17 protein-coding genes are annotated in these 19,795 nt (G+C 27.2%); 1 reads left to right on the forward strand and 16 read right to left on the reverse strand.

Annotated elements, in window-relative coordinates:
• Window positions 1-53: 53 nt before the first annotated feature.
• From rny to gmk, 12 genes are all read right to left on the reverse strand, one after another.
• Complete coding sequence (gene rny, locus HMPREF2852_RS06190) at window positions 54-1,592, reverse strand: ribonuclease Y (RefSeq protein ID WP_070606687.1); 1,539 nt, start codon at window positions 1,590-1,592, stop codon at window positions 54-56.
• An 84-nt stretch (window positions 1,593-1,676) separates the two neighbouring features.
• The gene (locus HMPREF2852_RS06195) at window positions 1,677-3,290 is read right to left on the reverse strand and encodes an ABC transporter ATP-binding protein (protein WP_261668180.1); all 1,614 of its coding nucleotides are present in this window, start codon (window positions 3,288-3,290) and stop codon (window positions 1,677-1,679) included.
• 117 nt (window positions 3,291-3,407) lie between these two features.
• Complete coding sequence (locus HMPREF2852_RS06200; RefSeq protein ID WP_070606690.1) at window positions 3,408-5,141, reverse strand: ABC transporter ATP-binding protein; 1,734 nt, start codon at window positions 5,139-5,141, stop codon at window positions 3,408-3,410.
• Between the two features lie 76 nt (window positions 5,142-5,217).
• Window positions 5,218-5,748, reverse strand: a complete 531-nt coding sequence (gene epsC, locus HMPREF2852_RS06205; RefSeq protein ID WP_070606693.1) for a serine O-acetyltransferase EpsC — start codon at window positions 5,746-5,748, stop codon at window positions 5,218-5,220.
• 1 nt (window position 5,749) lies between these two features.
• Window positions 5,750-6,661, reverse strand: coding sequence for a cysteine synthase A (gene cysK / locus HMPREF2852_RS06210; RefSeq protein WP_070606697.1), 912 nt, complete (start codon window positions 6,659-6,661; stop codon window positions 5,750-5,752).
• Between the two features lie 178 nt (window positions 6,662-6,839).
• Window positions 6,840-7,511, reverse strand: a complete 672-nt coding sequence (tsf, locus tag HMPREF2852_RS06215; protein ID WP_186821936.1) for a translation elongation factor Ts — start codon at window positions 7,509-7,511, stop codon at window positions 6,840-6,842.
• A gap of 10 nt (window positions 7,512-7,521) precedes the next feature.
• A complete protein-coding gene (gene rpsB, locus HMPREF2852_RS06220) occupies window positions 7,522-8,307 on the reverse strand; it encodes a 30S ribosomal protein S2 (RefSeq protein WP_070606702.1) in 786 nt (261 codons plus the stop codon).
• A gap of 133 nt (window positions 8,308-8,440) precedes the next feature.
• Complete coding sequence (gene ftsY / locus HMPREF2852_RS06225) at window positions 8,441-9,556, reverse strand: signal recognition particle-docking protein FtsY (RefSeq protein ID WP_070606705.1); 1,116 nt, start codon at window positions 9,554-9,556, stop codon at window positions 8,441-8,443.
• Between the two features lie 9 nt (window positions 9,557-9,565).
• Window positions 9,566-11,944 (reverse strand): primosomal protein N', encoded by a 2,379-nt coding sequence (gene priA, locus HMPREF2852_RS06230; protein ID WP_070606708.1) that lies wholly within the window; start codon window positions 11,942-11,944, stop codon window positions 9,566-9,568.
• An 8-nt stretch (window positions 11,945-11,952) separates the two neighbouring features.
• Window positions 11,953-13,125 carry a bifunctional phosphopantothenoylcysteine decarboxylase/phosphopantothenate--cysteine ligase CoaBC gene (gene coaBC / locus HMPREF2852_RS06235; protein ID WP_070606711.1) on the reverse strand — a complete coding sequence of 391 codons (1,173 nt, stop codon included), beginning with the start codon at window positions 13,123-13,125 and terminating at the stop codon, window positions 11,953-11,955.
• On the reverse strand, window positions 13,118-13,306 hold the full coding sequence (rpoZ, locus tag HMPREF2852_RS06240; protein WP_004838826.1) for a DNA-directed RNA polymerase subunit omega: 189 nt from the start codon (window positions 13,304-13,306) through the stop codon (window positions 13,118-13,120). The genes coaBC and rpoZ overlap by 8 nt, the downstream gene beginning before the upstream one ends.
• 2 nt (window positions 13,307-13,308) lie before the next feature.
• Window positions 13,309-13,905 carry a guanylate kinase gene (gmk, locus tag HMPREF2852_RS06245; protein ID WP_004838827.1) on the reverse strand — a complete coding sequence of 199 codons (597 nt, stop codon included), beginning with the start codon at window positions 13,903-13,905 and terminating at the stop codon, window positions 13,309-13,311.
• A 98-nt stretch (window positions 13,906-14,003) separates the two neighbouring features.
• Between gmk and HMPREF2852_RS06250 the strand changes: the two genes are divergently transcribed.
• Window positions 14,004-15,752 (forward strand): Rqc2 family fibronectin-binding protein, encoded by a 1,749-nt coding sequence (locus HMPREF2852_RS06250; protein ID WP_070606714.1) that lies wholly within the window; start codon window positions 14,004-14,006, stop codon window positions 15,750-15,752.
• 51 nt (window positions 15,753-15,803) lie between these two features.
• Here HMPREF2852_RS06250 and HMPREF2852_RS06255 read toward each other — a convergent pair whose 3' ends face one another.
• The 4 genes from HMPREF2852_RS06255 to HMPREF2852_RS10120 all read right to left on the reverse strand — a co-directional run bounded on the left by HMPREF2852_RS06255 (window position 15,804) and on the right by HMPREF2852_RS10120 (window position 19,787).
• Complete coding sequence (locus HMPREF2852_RS06255; RefSeq protein WP_004838829.1) at window positions 15,804-16,085, reverse strand: HU family DNA-binding protein; 282 nt, start codon at window positions 16,083-16,085, stop codon at window positions 15,804-15,806.
• Window positions 16,086-16,172: 87 nt separating this feature from the next.
• Window positions 16,173-17,075 carry a peptidylprolyl isomerase gene (locus tag HMPREF2852_RS06260; RefSeq protein WP_070606717.1) on the reverse strand — a complete coding sequence of 301 codons (903 nt, stop codon included), beginning with the start codon at window positions 17,073-17,075 and terminating at the stop codon, window positions 16,173-16,175.
• Window positions 17,038-18,057: a foldase protein PrsA gene (locus tag HMPREF2852_RS06265; protein ID WP_070606719.1), complete on the reverse strand. Its 1,020-nt coding sequence runs from the start codon at window positions 18,055-18,057 to the stop codon at window positions 17,038-17,040. The genes HMPREF2852_RS06260 and HMPREF2852_RS06265 overlap by 38 nt, the downstream gene beginning before the upstream one ends.
• Window positions 18,054-19,787: a DEAD/DEAH box helicase gene (locus tag HMPREF2852_RS10120; RefSeq protein ID WP_261668192.1), complete on the reverse strand. Its 1,734-nt coding sequence runs from the start codon at window positions 19,785-19,787 to the stop codon at window positions 18,054-18,056. Before HMPREF2852_RS10120 ends, HMPREF2852_RS06265 begins: the two co-directional genes overlap by 4 nt.
• Window positions 19,788-19,795 lie beyond the last annotated feature (8 nt).

A 19,795-nucleotide genomic window follows, 5' to 3' on the forward strand; every position in this document is an offset into this window, starting at 1 on the left:
TTTTCATCTACTTTGTCTACAGTCTGAGAGAGGATTTCTCCTCTCCTTAAATTTTATTTAGCATATTCTATTGCTTTTGATTCTCTAATTACATTAACTTTTATTTGACCAGGATATTCTAATTCATTTTCGATTTTTTGTGCAATCTCTCTAGCAATTACAACCATTTGATCGTCTGATATTTTTTCAGGTTTTATCATTACCCTAAGTTCTCTTCCAGCTTGAACAGCGAAAGTTTTTTCTATACCATCAAATGAATTAGCAATTTCTTCTAAGTTTTCTAGTCTTTTAATATAATTTTCTAAGCTTTCTCTCCTTGCTCCAGGTCTTGCTGCTGAAATTGTATCTGATGCTTGTACTAGGATTGCGGCTATACAATTAGCTTCTACATCTCCGTGATGGGATTCAATACAATTAATTACATTTTTGTTTTCGCCATATTTTTTGGCAGCTTCGACTCCTATTGATATATGAGTTCCTTCTACTTCATGATCTATGGCTTTTCCTAAATCATGTAATAGTCCTCCTCTTTTAGCATCTTTGTCGTCAAGTCCTAATTCTTGAGCTAACATTCCAGCGATTTTTGCAACTTCTATGGAATGCTTTAAAACATTTTGTCCATAAGAAGTTCTAAATTTAAGTTTTCCTACAAGTCTTACAAGTTGAGGATGAAGATTGTGTATTCCCACTTCTTCAATTGCTCTTTGTCCGTCTTCAATTATTCTTTGTTCAACTTCATCTTCTGCTTTCATTAGCATTTCTTCGATTCTTGATGGATTTATTCTTCCATCAAGTATTAATCTTTCCAATGCTACTTTAGCTATTTCTCTTCTGATTGGTTCGAATGCAGATATTACTACAGCTTCTGGTGTGTCATCAATTATCATATCTGTTCCTGATAATTGTTCAAAAGCTCTGATATTTCTACCTTCTCTTCCAATTATGCGACCTTTCATTTCATCGTTTGGCAATGATACTACTGTAACTGTACTTTCTGCTACTTCATCAGCCGCATATCTTTGAATTGTTGTTGCTAGAATTTCTGAAGCTAATTTTTTACTTTCATTTTTTGTTTTTTCTTCAAACTCTTTAATGATTTTAGCTTGTTCATGAACAACATCATTCTTTAAGCTTTGAAGTAAAATATCTTTGGCCTCATTTGTTGTAAGTCCAGCAATATCTTGTAACTTCAACTCTTGTTCTTCGATAAGTTTCTCAATTCTGTCTTCTTTTTGTTTTAACTTTTTTTGGTCACTAGAGATTTCATCAGATTTCTTATCTAATAATAAGGATCTTTTGTCTAGACTCTCTTCCTTTTTTAAAAGATGACCTTCTTTTGTAGCAAGTTCATTATTTTTTTTGTTAATTTCTTGCTCGCTTTCTTTTTTGCGTTTAGAAATCTCATCTTTAGCACTTATTAGCGCATCTTTTTTTAGAGATTCGGCATCTCTATTTGCTTCATCAATAATTCTTGCAGATAATTCTTCTGCAGAAGAAATTTTTGATTCACCTATTTTTTTTCTACAAAGATAGCCTATAAAAAAAGCTAATATTATGAAGGCGACAGATAGAATAATTTGATTAAAATTCATTTTATCACCTCCTGTAATTAGGATTTTCATCCTATAAATAATTATATCATAAATCTATATTTATACGAAAAAGTTTTTCTAAATTTATTTTTCTTTCATTTGCTTTAGATACATTTTTTTGTATTCTCCATTATTTTGGATTAATTGTTCGTGATTGCCACTTTCTAAAATTTTGCCGTGTGATAAGACAATAATTTTGTCTACATTTTTTATTGTTGATAATCTATGAGCAACTATAAAAGTTGTTCTGTCTTTTTTTAATTCATTTATACCTTCTTGAATTACTTTTTCGGTTTCCGTATCTATATTTGATGTCGCTTCATCTAAAATCAGAATTTTTGGATCTCTTATATAAGCTCTTGCAAAAGATATGAGTTGTTTTTCTCCTTGGCTCAAATTAGATCCATTTTCTAAAACTTTGCTGCCAATACCTCGTTTTAATAATTTTTGTCCACCAACCTTTTTTAGTGATTCTATAACTTCTTTGTCTGTAAAATTTTCTCCCAAGCTAATATTTTCTTTTATGCTAGCTTTAAATAAAAAAGCATCTTGCAAAACAACTGCCATATCTTTTCTCAATAAATCTCTATTTATTTTATTAATGTTGGTATTTCCTATATATATTTTTCCCTTTCTTGGGGAATAAAAATTTAAAAGCAGATTTATCAAAGTTGATTTGCCAGAACCTGTTTGCCCAACAAAAGCAAGGGATGTTCCATTTTTAACTTCAAATGAAATTCCTTTTATTACATCTTCATTATCATAAGAAAAATAAATATCATCAAAATAAATGTCATTTTCTAAATTTATTTTTTTATTTTCTAATTTTTCCATAGATTTCATTTCTAAAAGTTCAAATATGTGATTTGCTGAGCTTAGAGCATCTTCGACATCTCCAAATCTCATAATTATTGTATTGATATTATTGAAAATTTTGGTTGTATAGTCTATTGCCATATATAAAGAGCCTATTGTTACAAAATATATATTTGTAATTGAGCCAAGACCAAAATAAATAAGCACGATTATTATAGCTAAAAATTGAATAATATCCATAGCTCTATAACCTGAATAAGATCTTAATTTGGATAATTTAATATTCAAATCGTATATTTTTCTATTTATCTCATCAAATTTTTTGAAAATATAATTTTCTCTATTAAAAACTTGAATAATTTCCATATTTTGAATATATTCATTAATTTTTGCATTAACATCTGCTGTATAGATTTTTATATCTTTTGTATATGCATAAGTTTTATTTAAATAAGTTTTAAATATCAAATACACAATAGGCATGAGTATCAAAAGCATTAAAGCTGCTATTGTATCAGTAAATAAAAGTGTTATATATAGACCAATGATTAATATTAAGGAATTTATAATATCAGAAAACAATAGTTGAAACATTGTTTTTAATTTATTTGTGTCATTGGTTATTCTTGATGCGATTTTTCCTGAAGGAAGATTATCAAAATAGGAAATTGGAAAAGTTGATACTTTATCATAGACATCTTTTTGTACTTTTGATGCAATTTTATTAGCTGCAATTTGAAAATTAACTCTAGATCTATTTAATAATATTCCTGACAATACAAAAACGATAAAATATATAAATAATAGTATAGCAATTTTTTTGTAGCTTTGTGGTGTAAGCTTAGATTTTAATACATCATTTATTATAAAAGCAATAATCATAGGTCCTATTATTTCAAATATAGTTCGCAAAAAGAAAAAATAAATCCAATAAGTAAAGACTTTTTTTCATCTAATGCGTAAGTTTTTAATTTATTATAATTTTTCTTTTCATTTGCCTTAATCATACATATCACCTAAAATTTGATTTTCATATTGTTTTTTGTACCATTTATCATTTTTCATTAGCTCATAATGGTTTCCTTTTTCAACAATTTTTCCATCTTCTAAAACAATAATTTCATCACAATTTTGCACTTGGCTTATCCTATGAGCTACTATAATTGTTGTTTTATTACTCCTATATTTATTTAAATTTGTAATTATATTTTTTTCAGTATTGGCATCAACAGCACTCATAGCATCATCTAGGATTAAAATTTCTGGATTTTTTAATACAGCTCTAGCAATAGACAATCTTTGTTTTTGTCCACCTGATAATGAAACTCCTTTTTCTCCAGTAATAGTCTCAAGACCTTCAGGAAAATCAGCTATATCTTTATTAAAATCTGCTATTTCTATTGCAAAATTCAACTCTTCATCACTGGCATCTTCTTTTGCAAATAAGATATTATTTCTTAAAGTATCTGAAAAAATCATATTTTCTTGTGGAACATACCCAAGATTTTCCTTAAAACTTTTAAAAGAAATATCTGATGAAATATCATCATTAAAATATATATCAGATTTATCAACCTTATATAAGTCTAAAATTTGTTTAATCAGAGTAGTTTTGCCTGATGAAGTTTTTCCTAAAATCCCCAAAGACTTAGAATTTTTTATAGATAAGTTTATTTCGTTTAATATATTTTCTTTTGAACTTGGATATTTAAAATTATGATTATCAAATTCTATATTCAATGGTAAATTGACGCTTTTTTTATTATCTGTATTTTTTATTTCTTCTTTATAATTTAAAGTTTCATCTATCCTATCCATAGCAGCGCTAGCTTGCTCTTTTAAATTTATAAAATCTCCTAGAGCATACATTGGCCAGACTAGCATATTTAAATAATAGGTAAAAGAAACAATTTGACCTATAGAAATTTTTCCTAATCTCATTAAATATGAGCCAAATCCTATTGCTATAATAAAAGTAAGTGAAGTTATAATTCTTTCTACAGGAGCTAAAAGTGCTTGATATTTTGCAAGAATTATATTGTTTGTAGCTAATTCATCAGCATTTTTATAAAATATTTTTCTCCTATTTTCAACTATGTTGAAAACCCTAATAAGCCTTATACCTTCTGCATCTTCCAAAACACTATCATTTAACCTATCGAAGGATTGATTTACTTTTTTTGACTTATCGTAAATCTTATCCCCTATTTTAAAATAGATAATAGCAATAAAGGGTAATGGTAAAATAGAAAGCAAAGTAAGCCTTAAATCGATAGTAAAAATCATAACCAAAATTATACTAAAAGGAAGAATTGTAGAATCTATTAATGCTAGAGTTCCATAACCTGCCATTATTGATATTTGAGAAATATCATTGGTAGATTTTCCCATAAGAGATCCTGTAGAATTTTTTTCGAAAAATTCTTGGGATTGGTTTAAAAATTTTCTCATTAACTTATTTCTTGCTAAATATTCTATGCTTCCACTAGCCTTAAAAACATTATAAGACCAACCCATAGCCAAAAAATATTTTAAAATAACCACAAATATAGTAAAGGATATAATTTTAATAAAATTATTTAAATCAATTGAATTGTTGTATATTAAATCAATTAATTTTCCAATAATATATGGCAAAAATAGTGAAACAATATCACTTAATAATAAAAATATAACTCCAATGATATAATATTTCTTATAATACTTGATAAACCATTTAAATTTTTTGTACATACTACCTCTTAAAATTAAAGAGCTGCTAATTTTAAAATATTTGTTAATAATTTAAAATTAAATAACAGCCCTTTTATTATTTATTATGTTTATGTTTTATAATCTTAGCTGGAGCTCCTACTGCGGTACAATCATCTGGCACATCATCTAAAACTACAGAATTTGCACCAATTTTACAAAAATTACCTATGGTAATATTTCCCAATAAAATTGCACCTGCTCCAATTAAAACATTATTACCAACAGTTGGATGTCTTTTTACTCTTGCATTTTTTAAACCACCTAGGGTAACACCATGATACATTAACACATCATCGCCAACTTCAGCAGTTTCTCCAATCACAACACCCATTCCATGATCTATATAACATCTTCTTCCAATCTTAGCACCAGGATGGATTTCAATGCCAGTTTCTCTTCTAGCTTTTTGACTAATCTCATTTGCCTTAGAAAATTCTCCTTGTAAATATAATTTGTGTGCCTCAAAATGAGCTAATAAAGCCTTAATTCCTGGAGAAAATCTCAAAGCATCTTCTTCCTTAGTTAAGGCAGGATCTTTTTCTAAAGCCGCCCTAACTAATTCATCTTTATATTCTTCAAAAGTCATATTATTCTATATTATATAATTCTGTTGACAAATATCTTTCGCCTGTATCTGGCAAAACAGTAACAACCTTTTTACCCTCACCTAGCTTATCAGCAATTTCTATTGCACCACATACATTAGCTCCTGAAGAAATTCCAACAGCTAATGCTTCGTTTTTAGCTAAGTATCTAGATATTTTTATAGCATCATCGCCTTTAACATCAACAATTCCATCTATTAAATCAAAATCTAAATTTTTAGGAATAAAGTTTCCACCTATTCCTTGGATTTTGTGACCTGATGCCTTACCACCTGATAATAAAGGACTTTCTGCTGGCTCAATTGCAAAAATCTTTACATTTTCATTATTTTCTTTTAGTCTTTTGCCAACTCCTGTTACAGTTCCACCAGTTCCAACTCCTGCAATAAAAGCATCTGGAGATATTTCATTTAAAATTTCAACACCAGTTGTTTCGTAATGAGCTTTTATATTAGCGGGGTTTGAGAATTGGTCTGGCATAAAATATCCGTCTTTTTTTGATAATTCTATAGCCTTATCAACTGATCCTTGAAGACCATTTTCTGTTGTCCTTATTACTTCAGCTCCATAGGCTTGAGCAAGTTTCGATCTTTCTATACTCATTGAGCTTGGCATAGTTAATATACATTTATATCCTTTTGCAGCAGCAAGGGCAGCAAGAGCTAGGCCAGTATTTCCACTTGTTGGCTCTACAATTGTATCGCCTTTTTTTAGTTTTCCATTTTTTTCTGCTTCTTCTATCATATACAAAGCTATTCTATCTTTAATAGAGCCTGCTATATTATTTTTTTCAACTTTTACATAAATATCTGCTCTTCCTTCTTTTTTTAAGGAATTTAATTTTAATAATGGAGTGTTCCCAATTATTTCTTTTGCGTTATTATAAATTTTCATTAATTCTCCTTTCAAATTTTTTATAATTTAAAATTAAAAAATCATTTAATTTTTTCAATTGTTAATATTATATAGTAAAAAAATAATGTTTCAATCAATTAAGAAAAAAATCATAGTAAATTACTATGAATTCTTTGTAAAAAAAGAAAGCCAAACGGCTTTCTTTATAATTTAATTATTAAGCATTCATTTGGCTTTGAACTTCTTTAGCGAAATCTTCTTCTTTTTTCTCTAAACCTTCGCCAACTTCAAATCTAGCAAATCTTCTGATTTTGATGTTTTCTCCTACATTATTTGCAGTTTCTCTTAGATATTGTTCAATTGTAAGATCTGGATTTTTGATATATTGTTGATCCATTAAGCATACATCTTTGAAATATTTTTTAAGTCTACCTTCAACTTTTTTGTGAGCTATCATTTCTTTTTTGTCTTCAGGCATATTTGGATTAGCTTCATTCATAGCTTGTTTAATTAATATTTCTTTTTGTTCTGCTACATCTTTTTCATCAGCGTCTTCTTCCGAAATGTATAGTGGATTTAAAGCAGCTATATGCATAGCTATATTTTTTGCAAATTCTTTAACTGTATCTGTATTTGCTGAAAAATCTGTTTCAGTATTGATTTCAACGATTACACCAATTTTATCGTTGTGAATGTATGAACCAATAATTCCTTCAGCAGCAATTCTATCAGCTTTTTTATCTAAAGTAGCTTGTCCTTTTTCTTTTAATAGTTTTATAGCATCATCTATATTACCATCAGTTTCAGTTAAAGCTTTTTTACAATCCATCATTCCTGCGCCAGTTTTTTCTCTTAATTCTTTTACTAATTTTGCACTTACTGCCATGATATCCTCCTAATTATTCCTCAATAGATTCTTCTTGATCGTTTTCTTCTAAATCTTCTGATTCTGTTTCTTCTTCATCACTTTCTTCAAAGTCTTCTTCACTTACTGCGAATTCACTACCTTGATTTCCTTCTATTACAGCATCAGCCATTAAAGAAGTAATAAGTTTTACAGCTCTTATAGCATCGTCATTTCCAGGAATAGCAATATCTACTACATCTGGATCACAGTTTGTATCTACAATTGAAATAACTGGAATACCTAAAATTCTAGCTTCGTGAACTGCTATTTGTTCATTTGATGGATCTACAACAAATAATACATCTGGTAAATCTTCCATATCTTTGATTCCACCAAGATTTTTTTCTAATTTATCCATTTCTTTGTTGTATTGTAGAACTTCTTTTTTTGGTAAAAGATCAAATGTTCCATCTTCTTCCATTGTTTCATATTTTTTAAGTTTGTTTACACTATTTCTAATTGTGTTAAAGTTTGTCAACATACCACCTAACCATCTGTTAGATACATAGTATTGACCACATCTTTTAGCTTCTTGTTCAATTGAATCTTGAGCTTGTTTTTTTGTTCCTACAAATAAAACTGTTCCACCTTCACTAGCAATATCTCTAATTGTTTCGTAAGCTTTTTCAATTTGATTTGCAGTTTTTGCTAAATCTATAATATAGATTCCATTTCTTTCTGTGAAGATGAATTTTTTCATTTTTGGGTTCCATCTTCTTGTTTGGTGACCAAAATGTACACCAGCTTCTAATAATTTTTTCATTGATACTATTGACATATATCTTACCTCCGTTTATTTTCTTCCATCTTTTTCTACTAGATTTTAAACTAATTAAATTAGCAACGCAAACCTATCCAAAGATGTGCATAGTACTTATGTAATATACCATAAATTATAATATATTACAAGTTTATTCGAACATTGCTTCAACAAATGATTTAGAATCAAATTTTTCTAAATTATTTATTCCTTCTCCTACACCAATATACTTAACAGGAACTTCAAGTTCAACTTGTAATGGGAAAATCACACCGCCTTTTGCAGTTCCATCTAGTTTTGTTAAAATCAATCCTGTAATATCGCAAACATTTTTAAATTCTCTAAGTTGACTTATTGCATTTTGTCCTGTAGTTGCATCTAATACTAATAAATTTTCTCTATTTGCATTATTAGCATGAGTTGAAATTGTTCTATTTATTTTTTCTAATTCATTCATTAGATTTTTTTTGTTGTGAAGTCTTCCTGCTGTATCACAAATCAATACATCAGACTTATTTGCTTTTGCTGCTTGGATTGCATCAAAAATTACTGCTGATGGATCTGAGCCTTCTTTGTGAGCAATCATTTGTGTGTTTGATTGTTTTGCCCATGAATCAAGTTGCTCAATTGCTGCCGCCCTAAATGTATCGGCAGCTGCTAAAGTTACTTTGTATCCATCTTTTTTCAAGTTATTGGCAAGTTTTCCTATAGTAGTTGTTTTACCGACTCCATTAACCCCTATAACTAAAATTACTGTTAGCTTATCTTTTGAAATATTTAAATTATTTTCAAGATTTTTTTCATCTAATTTTTTTTCCATAATTTCTTTTAGCAAAGGAAAAATTTCATCAGCATTTTTAACTGATTTTTCTTTAATTTCATCTTTTAATTGGTCCACTATTTCAATAGTTGATTTCATACCAATATCTGCTGATATTAAAATTTCTTCTAATTCATCATATAAGTCATCATCAATTTTTACATTTGCAGTAAATAAGTTTTTAAGTTTTGAGGAAAATTGCTCTCTTGTTTTTGATAAACCTTTTGATAATTTAGTAAAAAATCCTAATTCTTCTTCGGTATCGTCATCTTGTAATTGTTTAAAATTTTCATTTTCTAAATTTTTTTCTATAGTTTCAGTTTCTTCAAATCCGCTTTCTTGTATTTTTTCATTTTCTTCGTTTTTTTCTAAATTATTTTCATCTGATAGATTTTTATTGTTATTTTCTTTTTCATCAGTCTTTTTTTTCTTAAAAAAATCAAACATTTTTTCTCCTTAATTTATATCACTTGGATTTAGTGCAATCAGTATGCTTATGTCTTTGCTTTTACTTATAAAGTAATTTTTAAGCCTTATAAGAAAATCAGATATTTTTTCTAATTTTTCCTCATTCGTTTTAATAATTATATTATATCTATATTTATTATTTATACGAGAAATTTTGCATGGATTTGGACCTATTATTTTAACATCCAAATCTTTTTCATATTCTAAATCAAGATAATATTTTATTTTTTTCGATATGTCTATGCATTTTATTCTCGACTTGTTTAATACTTTAATAGTTATCAAATTTACAAATGGTGGATAATCGAAAGCTTTTCTTGCTTCTATCTCATATTTATAAAATCTTTCGTAATCATTTTTACTTGCTGCATTTATAACAAAATTATCTGGCCTATAGGTTTGTATTATCACTTCGCCTTTTTTATCTGCCCTTCCTGCTCTTCCTGAAACTTGGGTTAATAGTTCAAAACTTGTTTCGTAAGCTGTGTAATCATTAATATTTAAAGATAAATCAGCACTAATAATTCCAACTAAGGTTACATTTTCAAAATCAAGACCTTTTGCTATCATTTGTGTCCCAATAAGAATATCAACTTTATTTTCTTTCATATTCTTATACATTTTTTCATAAGTTTTTTTATTTTTTGCTGTCATTGAATCCATTCTTATGATATTTGCTTTTGGAAATAATGCTTTAATTTCTTCTTCCAATTTTTCAGTCCCAGCACCAAATTCTTTAATTTTATTTGAGCCACAAGAAGGACAAATATGAGGTTGGTTTTTTGTTCTTCCACAATAATGACATACTAATTTGGATACATTTTTGTGGTAGGTCATAGAAACATCACATGCTTCACACTTTATCACGTATCCACATTGCCTACAAAAAGTAAAAGAATTATGTCCTATTTTATTCAAAAATAAAATTGTTTGCTCTTTATTTTTTAGTTTTTCTTTAATTTTTTCATATAGTAAAGAGCTTATCATTGAATAATTTGAACTTTTCAATTCTTCTCTCATATCAACAATGTTTACTTTTGGAAGTTTTCCATTTACTCTATTTTTTAGTTCAAGTAATTTATAGTCTCCATCTAGAGCTTTAGTCATAGTTTTAATAGATGGAGTGGCTGATGCAAATATTAAAGTTGCCTTGTTGTATTTTTTTCTAAATAAGGCCAATTCATCAGTATGAAATTTTGGATCTTGGGAAGATATATAACTTTTGTCGTGTTCTTCATCAATTATAATTAGACCAAGATTTTTAAATGGAGCAAAAATTGCACTTCTTGCACCTACAACGATTTTAACTTCTCCATTTTTAATCATTCTCCACTGTTGAAATCTTTCTTTTTGACTTAGCCTTGAGTGCATTATAGCAATTTTTTGCTTAAATCTTCCTTGAAATCTCTCTATAGTTTGGGGAGTTAATGATATTTCCGGAACAAGAATTATTGAATCTTTTCCTTTTTTTAGATTTTCTTCTACAATTTGTAAAAAAACTTCAGTTTTTCCGCTTCCAGTAACTCCCTTTAATAAATAAGATTCATTAGGATTTTTTATAATTTTATTAAAGGCTTGACCTTGCTCGCAATTTAATGAGAATTTGCCATAATTTTTTATTTCTTTAACCAAAGATTCATTTACTTCTATTTTTTTAATTTTTACAATATTTTTCTTAACAAGAGAATCTAAAGAACTTTTACTTGAGTTTGTCTTACTTAATACATCTTTATAATCTGAATTTTTATTATTCTTGATATAATTAATAATTTCTATTTGTTTTTTGGCATTTTTGGGAATTTTAATTTCCCTATAATTTTCAGATAAACTAAGTAAGTATTTATAATTAATATTTTGATTTGAATTAATGTCAAAATAAGAATCTATTAGTTTATCTTTTTTATATTTTCTTAAAGTATCTATATCTAACCCATAATTATTAATTAAATCTTCCAAAGACTTTTTATCTTCTAAAATTTTATATAGCTTATCTTTTTTATCCAAATTTTTTGTTTTATAAAAATATTCTTTGATTTCTTTAATATTTCCAGGTGGTAAGACTTGTTTTATACAAGCTCTTAAAGGAGAAAGATACCTTTTATTCATAAAAAAAGCTAAATTAATTAATTCATCATCTACGAGATTTTTTGAATCAATAATATCTACAATATCTTTTATTTCAAAGTTTTCATTCAAATTTTTCACTATATCGTAAACAAAGGCAATAGTATTCTTATTGCCTTTGCCAAATGGGACAATAACTCTCATCCCTTTTTTTATTTTATTTTTAAATTTATCAGGTATGTGATAAGTAAAAGATTTATCCAAAAATCTACTTTTACTATCAAGTATTACATAACAATACAAATTATCACCTAAACCAAAAGATCCAAAATTTTATTAGCTAATTCTTTTTTTGTCATTATATCAAGTTTTTCAACCTTATCCTTTGAAAGAATTGATGCAATGTTTGTATCTACATCAAAACCAGCACCCTTCTTTTTCAAATCATTGGCTATAATATAATCTGCCTTTTTTGATTCTAATTTTATTTTTGCATTTTTTATAAGGTCATCTGTTTCTGCAGCAAAACCAATCAAAACTTGTTTATCTTTTTTATTTCCAAAATATTTTAAAATATCAACATTTTCAATCAATTCTAGATTTAAATTGTCGCCATTTTTTTTGATTTTTTTATCGCTTACTTCTCTAACTTTATAATCTGTAGGAGCAGCTGACATAATTAAGGCATCGCAATCATCAAATTCTTTATCAATTGCTTCTTTTAATTCTAAATTAGTTCTAATATTTATTTTATCAATTCCATTTGTCTTAATAGGATTTACAGGACCAGATACTAATTTAACATCAGCACCTCTTTTGAAAGCTTCTATGGCTATATTATATCCCATTTTGCCACTGGATTTATTTGTTATAAATCTTACATAATCAATTGGCTCTACAGTTGGTCCAGCAGAAACAATAATTTTTTTCCCCTTTAAATCTTTTTTTGTAAAATAATAATCAAGGTATCTTACAATATTTTCAGGTTCTTCCATTCTTCCATCTCCTCTTGTATCGCAAGCAAGAAGTCCTGAATTTGGATTAATTATATGTACTCCTCTTTCTTTAATTGTTTTAAGATTATTTTGAGTTGCCTTATTATTTAACATATTTGTATTCATAGTAGGAGCTACAATTATGTCTTTATCACAAGCTAAAAGTGAGGCTGTAAGCATATTATCTGCAATGCCATAAGTCATTTTAGCAAGCGTATTTGCACTTAATGGTGCAACCAAAAAAACATCTGCCCATTTTGGAAGCTCAATGTGATGAACCTTCTCATGACTTCCTTCAAACATATCAGAATAGACAAGACATTTTCCCATAGTTTCAAAAGACAAAGGACTAACAAATTCACAAGCAGCCTTTGTCATAATAATTTTTAAGTTAGCTCCTTCTTTTTTTAATCTTGAGCAAAGATCTAAAACTTTATAAGCGGCTATTCCCCCACTAACACCTAGGAGAATATTTTTACCCTTAATCATTTTTTTCTACTTTTCCTTCCATTATTTCATGTAAAGCTTGAGTTACAGGTTTATCTTCTACTTCTTTAGTCAATAAATCTGAACCATTTACAATTCTTCTTGCTCTTTTTGCAGCCATCATGCAAATTTCGTACCTACTTGAACTTATTTCTGATAATTCTTTAAAAGATGGATTATTCATATTTACTCCTTTTCAAAATCTATTTCTTCTCTAAAAACTTTATGTTTTTCTGCATTAATAATTTCATTTACTAAATTTATAGCAGAATTCAAATGATCATTTACAACCAAGTAATCATAATCTTTTATATAAGATAATTCTTTTCTTGCATTATGCATTCTTAGATTGATGTCACTTTCTGTTTCAGTTCCCCTATTAACAATTCTATTTTTTAGTTCGCTAAGGCTAGGAGGCGCCAGAAAAATATAAACTCCATTATCAATATTTTTCTTAACATTTAATGCTCCTTGAACATCTATTTCTAAAATTACTATCTTACCTTCATTGATTTTTTCTTCGACAAAGTCTTTAGGTGTACCGTAATAATTATCGTGAACTTTAGCATATTCCAAAAATTTATCTTCTTCAATCATTTTTTCAAATTCTTCATGACTCTTAAAAAAATAGCTTACTCCTTCTATTTCCCCAGGTCTTTGTTTCCTAGTAGTCACAGAAACTGAATAAACTAAGTTTTTTTGCGTATTCATAAGGTCATGCAATACCGTTCCTTTACCTACACCTGAAGGTCCAGATATTACTAATAAAAATCCTTTTTTCATCGTGCCTCCTTATTACTACTATTTTACATTATGCAAAAATTTAGTTCAAGTATATTATTCTGATATAATATAAATATAAAAATTAAAGAGGTGATTTAATGAGTTACGATGGTTTAGTAACAAAAGCCATAACTTTTGAGATAAAAAATTTATTGCTTGGAGGAAAAATCCAAAAAATTAGCCAACCTTCCAAAAATGATATTGTTTTAAATATATATTCTGTTGGAAAAAGCTACAAATTATTATTGAGTGCAAATAATAATGAGGCAAGAGTTCATATTACAGAAAGAAAATATGAAAATCCTATTAGCCCTCCTAATTTTTGTATGGTTTTAAGAAAATATTTAAATCAAAGTAAAATTGTTGATATTGAACAATATAAAATGGATAGGGTTATTATTTTTCATATATCTTCAGTAGATGAAATGGGTTTTGATATTTCAAATAAATTAATAGTAGAAATAATGGGAAAATATTCCAATATAATATTAACAGATGAAAATTATAAAATAATAGATTCGATTAAAAGAGTAAATTTTAAAATGTCATCAGTTAGAGAAATCTTGCCAGGTCTAGAATATAAATTTATAGAAAGCAATAAAATTAACATTTTAGAATCAGATTTTTCACTTGATATTTTAAAATTAGATAAAAACATAGCAGATAATCAAAATCCAGAAAAACTTTTATATGAAAATTATTTAGGATTCTCCCCTACAATTGCCAAAGAGCTAATATACAAATCAAATATTGATCCTAGAATAAATTGGGGACTTGTAAGTGAAGATGAAAAACAATTGCTTAATGATAATCTATATGAACTTAGAAATTCATTAATTAATAATACCTACAGTCCAGTTTTATATAAGAATAGTAGAAATTATAAGGAATTTTATTCCTTTGATTTATCTAGTCTTGGATTTGAAAAAATATTATGCAAATCTATGAGCAATGCTATCGAAAATTTTTATGAATCAAACAAATCCAATGATAGACTTAGACAAATTAAAAATAATTTATTAAGAAAAATAAATAGCCAAATTAAATTAGTTAATAAAAAAATAGATATTTTAAATAAAAATCTAAGCAAAGAAAAAAATATGGATTCTATAAGAATGAAAGGCGATTTACTAGCAGCAAATGTAAATAAATTAAACAAAGGCTATAAAGAAATAATTTTAAAAGATTTTTATAATAACAATAAAGATATAAAAATAAGCCTAGATTCTAGAAAAAATCCATGGGAGAATGTTGATAGTTACTATAAAAGATACAAAAAAATTAAAAATTCCATAGATTTTGCAAAAGATGATCTTCCAAAGCAAAAAGACTTATTAGAGTATTTAAATCAAGTATCTGATTTTGTAGAAAGAAGTGAAAGCATAAGTGATTTAGATGAGATAAAAGAAGAACTAATTGAAAATAAAATCATTAAAAATACAAGGAGGAATAAGAAAAAAACTAAATCCAAATCAAAACCTATGCAGTTTAAAACTGTGGATAATAGTAATATATATGTTGGAAAAAATTCAAGACAAAATGATTATATAACTTTAAAACTTGCAAATAAAAATGATTATTTTTTCCACGTAAGAAATGCCCCAGGAAGTCACGTTATTTTAAAAACTAATTTATTGAATGAAAATGATATAAAAATAGCCTCCTACCTTGCTGCAACAAACTCATCACAAGCTAAATCAAATAAAGTTGATGTTGACTACACGGAAAAAAAGAATGTGAACAAGGCAAAGGGAGCTAAACTTGGTATGGTTTATTATGAAAATTTCAAAACGGTAACTGTAAATATGGATGAGAATCCAAAAAGTTTATATGAGAAAATAAAATAAATTAAAAAGCCCAGAAAAAAATCTGGGCTTTTAACATATAAAATTGAATTATTATTTATTGTTAACTGCTTCTTTAAGAGTTTTACCAGCTTTAAATACTGGAGCTTTTGAAGCTGGAATTTTGATAACTTCATCAGGTTTTCTAGGATTTCTTCCTTCTCTAGCTTTTCTGTCTCTAGTTTCAAAAGTACCAAATCCTACAAGTTGAACTTTTTCTTCTTTTTTAAGAGATTCTGTTACAGTTTCGATGAAAGCATTTAATGCTCTTTCAGCTTCTACTTTTTTAAGTCCACTTTTTTCTGAGATATTAACTAATAATTCTGATTTATTCATATATCCTCCTTATAAATCAATCTTAATCTATTCTGCTTAACTCTAAGTAAGATTATACATATATATTTTATTTATTTCAAGCGTTTTTCAAATAAAAAGCTTGATATTTGAATTTTTTATAAGATTTTTCAAATAATTATTATATTCGTTTCTTAAATATAATTCTTTTGCATCAAGCAAAAGACTTTTTTTGTTATTATTTATTGAATTAACCATTAAAATTATGTATGAATCTTTGTATTTGAATACATTACTTATTTCGTTTGCCTTGGTTAGTGATGATTCTTTAAGCAAATTATCATCGTTATAAACGAACTCAGACCTATAAATATCATAATTTCTAACTTTATTTTTAAGATTATTTTTAAAATCATCAGAATTTTTAATATTAGACCTTATTTTTATAGCTTCTTTTTTATCATCAAAAATCAAGCAATCATACTTATATTTTTTATGGAGATTTTTATTCTCTTCATAATATTTTAAAATTTTAGAATCTTTAACCTTATTATTGTTTAAAAAATAATCATAGTGTTTTTTTCTAATTGAATCTTGATATGAAATTTCTTCAAATTCATCTTCTGTAACACCAAATGACTTTACATTTTCAATTAGTGAATCCTTTGATGAAATTTCTTGGCTTATTTTATCGATTATTTCTTGAGAATCATTTTTTGTTACTTTGATTCCATTTTTTTTCAAATCATCAAGCATAGCTTGATCCATAATTAAAGAATCTAAAAGTTCAGATTCTAATTTTTTGTAATTAGAATCTCCCTTTTTAGATTTAGAATCTAAGAATTTATCTCCATATTTTTTTAAATAAAATTTTTGGTAATAACTTAATTCTTTTTCAAATAATTCTTTGCTTATTCCTTCATCGTTAACAACAGCTACATACTTGTACTTATCAAATTTTTTTGAACAAGAACTTAGTAAAATTAAAGAAATACTAATTATTGCTATTGGAATTTTCTTTATTATTTTCATCTTTTTTATTATCAGATGTTTTTGATTCTTTTTTTGTTTCCTTCTTTTGAGGACCATCTTCTGTTACTACTTTTGCTTTGTTAAATAGATCAGTTAGGTAATCAGAATATTTTTTATCATTTAAAGTTTTAGAAATTTCATCTTTTAATGCTTCTGGAGAATCTTTTTTATCTGTAACTTTTATTATATGGTATCCATAAGAAGTTTTAACAGGATCAGAAACTTCATCTTTTTTCATAGAAAAAGCTTTATCTGCAAATTCTTTAACCATTTTATCTTTAGTAAAGTATCCTAAATCTCCACCTTTTTCTGCATTAGCAGTATCTTTTGAATATTCTTTTGCAAGTTTTGCAAAATCTTCTCCATTATCTAGTTTTTCTTTTACTTGTTTAGCTGTTGCTTCGTCAGCTACTAAAATATGGCTTGCCTTAACTTGAGCTAGAGTATCTTTATTTTCTTCGTAATATTTTTTAATTTGTTTTTCATCTACTGGATTTTTTTCTTCAAACCAAGCTCTGTGTTTTTGATAAATTTCATCTTTTTTAATTGTTTCTTTAAATTTATCACTGCTCATATTATAATCTTCAAGCATTTTATCAAATTTTTCTTGTCCACCAAATTGTTGAACATATTGTAAAAATTTGTCATCAAGAGCTTTATCATCAACTTTTACATTATTTTTTTTCATATCATCTGCTATAAGTTTATCTTGAACTAGCATTTGAACAATTGAAGGTTTTAATTGTTGTCTGCTTGCAAGCATTGCAGAATAAAAACTCATTTCATCTTTATAAGAATCTTTTGTGATTTTTTCGCCACCAACTAATGCTACTGCATCATCTGGTAATTTTTCTCCTTTTGCACTTTCTGAAGTTTGAGTTTCATTTGATCCGTTGTCTTTTTTGTCTTTTGCTCCATCATTAGCACAAGCACTTAATGCAAAACTTGTTGCTAAAACTAAGGCTATAAGTCTTTTGTTCATTTTTTCTCCTTAACATTTTTAATAACTTTTAATAATTCGTAACAGTCTAACAGTTTTGTATTTTTATTTGGTAATTTAAAAGCTGGATTTTGTGAAAAGTCAAATGAAAGTTCTCCGTGATAATTTTCATTAATTTGAGATAATTGCTCAAAAGTAAATTTATTTCTATCGTCATAAGATATTATTATTTCATTTTTTACTTCTCTAATTTCATCAAAACCTAATTTATCAGCAAGGGATTTTACCAATGATACGTACATTATATTGTCAACCATTAATGGAATATCTCCATACCTATCAATCAAATCTTCAACAAGAAAGCTATAGTCTTCCAAAGTTTCAATTCTTGATATTCTTGTGTACATTTCTATTTTTTGTCCTTGATCTTCTATATAAGATTCTGGAATATAAGCATCTACTTTCAAGTCAATATATACGTCATTTAAATCGCTAGATTTAAATTCTTTTCCGCTTGCTTTATTAACAGCTTGTTGCAAGAATTTAACATATAAGTCATATCCAATAGCTTCTACTTGCCCACTTTGGCTTTCACCTAAAATATTTCCTGCGCCCCTAAGCTCTAGATCTCTCATAGCAATTTTATAACCACTACCAAAGTCAGAAAAATCTTTAATTGATTTTAATCTTTTTTCACCTATTTCAGTTAATACTTTTCCTTTGGCATAAGTAAAATAAGCATAAGAAGACCTAGATGATCGGCCTATTCTTCCTTTCAATTGATAAAGTTGACTAAGTCCCATCATGTCAGAATCATAAACTATAATTGTGTTTACATTTTGTATATCCATACCAGTTTCAATGATCGTTGTGGCAAGAAGTATATCAATATCCCCATTCACAAAATCTTCCATTATTTTTTCAAGATTTTTTGCAGACATTTGCCCATGAGCGATAGCAATATTTGCATCTGGTATTAATTCAACAAGTTCATTGTAAATTTTTTCGATATTATAAACTCTATTATAGACAAAATATACTTGCCCATCCCTATCAAGCTCTTTTTCGATAGCTCTTTTTATAATTGATGAATCATATTCTAATACGTAAGTATTTACAGGAAGCCTTCTTTCTGGAGGTTCATCCAAAGTTGACATATCCCTTATCCCAGTTAATGATAATTGTAAGGTTCTTGGAATTGGCGTAGCAGACAAAGTTAAAACATCAATATTTTCTTTTAATTTTTTTAGCTTGTCTTTATGTCTTACACCAAATCTTTGCTCTTCATCTATAATTAACAAGCCAAGATTTTTAAAATTTATATCATTTGATAATAACCTATGAGTTCCTACAATAATATCAATTTTACCTGATTTTAAATTTTTTATATTTTTATCTTGTTCTTTTTTACTTACAAATCTAGATAATAAAGCACACTCGACAGGATAATCTTTAAACCTTTCTTTCATTGTAGAATAATGTTGACTTGCAAGAATTGTAGTTGGTACTAAAAAACAAACTTGATAGCCGTCCATTATTGCTTTAAATGCAGCTCTTAAAGCTACTTCAGTTTTTCCATAACCAACATCTCCACAAAGAAGTCTATCCATTGGTTTGATATTTTCCATATCATCTTTAATTTCATTAATTGATCTTACTTGGCTATCTGTTTCTTCATAAATAAAAGAATCTTCAAATTCTTTTTGCCAAGTTGTATCTGCACTAAAAGCATGTCCCTTGGCTTTTGATCTTTTTGCATAAAGTTCTACCAAATCATCTG

The organism is Anaerococcus sp. HMSC065G05, from assembly GCF_001812365.1.
Classification (GTDB): domain Bacteria; phylum Bacillota; class Clostridia; order Tissierellales; family Peptoniphilaceae; genus Anaerococcus; species Anaerococcus vaginalis.

Bases quoted from the DNA above. Each gene is read 5' to 3' on its own strand.
- rny (WP_070606687.1), bottom strand. From the start codon at position 1,592: ATGAATTTTAATCAAATTATTCTATCTGTCGCCTTCATAATATTAGCT.
- HMPREF2852_RS06195 (WP_261668180.1), bottom strand. From the start codon at position 3,290: ATGATTATTGCTTTTATAATAAATGATGTATTAAAATCTAAGCTTACA.
- HMPREF2852_RS06200 (WP_070606690.1), bottom strand. From the start codon at position 5,141: ATGTACAAAAAATTTAAATGGTTTATCAAGTATTATAAGAAATATTAT.
- epsC (WP_070606693.1), bottom strand. From the start codon at position 5,748: ATGACTTTTGAAGAATATAAAGATGAATTAGTTAGGGCGGCTTTAGAA.
- cysK (WP_070606697.1), bottom strand. From the start codon at position 6,661: ATGAAAATTTATAATAACGCAAAAGAAATAATTGGGAACACTCCATTA.
- rpsB (WP_070606702.1), bottom strand. From the start codon at position 8,307: ATGTCAATAGTATCAATGAAAAAATTATTAGAAGCTGGTGTACATTTT.
- ftsY (WP_070606705.1), bottom strand. From the start codon at position 9,556: ATGTTTGATTTTTTTAAGAAAAAAAAGACTGATGAAAAAGAAAATAAC.
- coaBC (WP_070606711.1), bottom strand. From the start codon at position 13,125: ATGATTAAGGGTAAAAATATTCTCCTAGGTGTTAGTGGGGGAATAGCC.
- rpoZ (WP_004838826.1), bottom strand. From the start codon at position 13,306: ATGAATAATCCATCTTTTAAAGAATTATCAGAAATAAGTTCAAGTAGG.
- gmk (WP_004838827.1), bottom strand. From the start codon at position 13,905: ATGAAAAAAGGATTTTTATTAGTAATATCTGGACCTTCAGGTGTAGGT.
- HMPREF2852_RS06250 (WP_070606714.1), top strand. From the start codon at position 14,004: ATGAGTTACGATGGTTTAGTAACAAAAGCCATAACTTTTGAGATAAAA.
- HMPREF2852_RS06255 (WP_004838829.1), bottom strand. From the start codon at position 16,085: ATGAATAAATCAGAATTATTAGTTAATATCTCAGAAAAAAGTGGACTT.
- HMPREF2852_RS06260 (WP_070606717.1), bottom strand. From the start codon at position 17,075: ATGAAAATAATAAAGAAAATTCCAATAGCAATAATTAGTATTTCTTTA.
- HMPREF2852_RS06265 (WP_070606719.1), bottom strand. From the start codon at position 18,057: ATGAACAAAAGACTTATAGCCTTAGTTTTAGCAACAAGTTTTGCATTA.